Origin of the sequence: Pseudomonas sp. MG-9 (genome assembly GCF_018729515.1) — a bacterium.
GTDB lineage: Bacteria > Pseudomonadota > Gammaproteobacteria > Pseudomonadales > Pseudomonadaceae > Aquipseudomonas > Aquipseudomonas serboccidentalis.
This window is the reverse complement of record NZ_JAHHZH010000019.1, coordinates 1-1,976: the sequence shown is the minus strand read 5'-3', so window position 1 is coordinate 1,976 and position 1,976 is coordinate 1. Positions and strand designations below refer to the sequence as shown.

1 protein-coding gene is annotated in these 1,976 nt (G+C 64.1%); it reads right to left on the bottom strand.

Annotated features, from left to right (window positions below; genetic code table 11):
* Positions 1–1,976, bottom strand: a 1,976-nt coding sequence (locus KKQ10_RS28275; protein WP_215502981.1) for an RHS domain-containing protein, incomplete at both ends; no start/stop codon positions are given.

Genomic DNA, 1,976 nt, shown 5'->3' with positions numbered 1-1,976 from the left:
TCGCCCGCCAGGGTGATCGCCGAGACCTTGCCGTAGGCGTCGTATTGCGCCGACCAGACGATTTCGCCGCTGTAGTCGGTGAGTTCCTGCGGGGTGCCGAGGTGGTCGAGCTGGTAGTAGAACGGGCAGGCTTTTTTCGGGCCTTTGCCGTCGAGCAAGGCCAGCGGCCGGAAGGTGCCGGGTTCGTAGACGTAGCTGCGGTGGTGGCTCTGGCTGCTTTCGGCGACGAGGTGGTCGCCTTGCCAGAAGAACTCGGTGCTCTGGCCGTCGACGGTTTTGCGGATGCGTCGGCCGAAGGCGTCGTACTGGTAGGACGCGGTGTTGCCGTCGGGGCGGGTCAGGCCGATCAGGCGGTGTTGGCAGTCGTAGCGGTATTCGGTGACCAGGAGTTGATCGCGGCCACGACGCTCGCGGATCAGGTTGCCGAAGGCGTCGTAGTCGTAATGACGGTCGCCCTGCATCAGCAGGCGGTTGCCCTTGATCCGGGTGGGGCCGGGCCGATCCTGCATCAGCAGGTTGCCGGCCGGGTCGTGGGCGAAGGATTCCGGCAGTTCGTCGCGCGAGTGGCGCACGCGGATCAGCCGGTCGAGAGCGTCGTAGGCGTAGGTGCGCTGGCCGTGGCGGGTGTCGGCAATGTGCTCGAGGTTGCCGTTGGCGCTGTAGGCATAATCGCGGCGATACAACGATTCGTGCTGATGGCCTACCGCGTGAGCGAGTAAACGACCCTGATCGTCGTAGGCATAATCGCTGCGCAGCAGGCCTTGTTGCCGTTGTTGTTCGCGACCGGACTGATAGACGTGGCTGGTCAGCCGCGCGCCATTAAGGTCGATGGCGGTCAGCGCGCCGCCCTTGGCGTAGTGGTAATCGAGCTTGCTGTTGTCCGGTAGACGCTGGCGTTTGAGCTGGCCGCAGGCGTCATACGCATACCGCAACGTGCCCCAGCCCTGATGTTCGGTGATCAACCGGTCCTGCCGGTCGTATTCGAACGCCAGTGGATGTTTCTGCCCGTCATCAACCCCGGTCAATCGACCCAGACGGTCATAGCGGTAAGCCACCTGAACCCCGTCGGGCAGGGTTTTCAGCAGCAGACGCCCGGCCGCATCGCGCGCGTAAGCGGTGACCAGCGTCGAGCCGTCATCACCGAACTCGGTCTTTTCCAGCAGATGCCCGTTGCGGTCATAGGCGTAAGCGGTGCGCCGGCCGTCGAAGCCGGTTTCCTGTCGGATCAGTCCGGTGGGCGTGTAGTCCAGTCGGTACTTTTCCCCGGACTCGTTCTCGATTTCTGTCAGCAGCAGTTGCGCATGGTCGTAGCGATACTGCACCCGGGTGCCGTCGGGATTGATCTTGCGCGAGACCAGGTGCAGGTCGTCGTCATACTCGTAACGGGTGATGCGCCCGAGTTCGTCACGCTCGGCAGTGACCTGGCCGTAAGCGCCGTAGCTGTAGGCGCGGGTGGCGCCTGTGGGCAACGTCGTCTGGACCCGTCGGCCAACGGCGTCCCACTGCTGGCGGGTCATCGCGCCGTGTTCGTCGCAAGAGGTAATCCGTCGTCCCAGCGTGTCGTAGGAAAAACGCCGCACGCCACCGTCGGGCAGGGTTTCTTCGGTCAGTTGGCCGAGGTCGTTCCAGACCAACTGATGCCGACTGGTGTCCGGGTAACGGATCGACAGCAACTGCCCACGGGTGTCGTAGTAGTAATAGGTGACCAGCTCGTCGGGATCGACCGCCTCGGTGACATCCCCCTCGGCGTTGCGCCGAAACGTCCACACCGCCTCGCCGCGGGAACGGCTGTGCAGGAAACCGTTGCGATACTCGTAGGACGTTGGCTCGTCTTCCGGGGGAAGCAGCGCGATCAGCCGTCCGACTTCGTCGTAGCGGTATTCGGTGACCGCCCCCAGCGGATCCTGCTCGGCGATCAGCCGTCCGGCATCGTCATAGGCCTTGAGGAACTCACCACCATCGGCCTCGACCTTGCG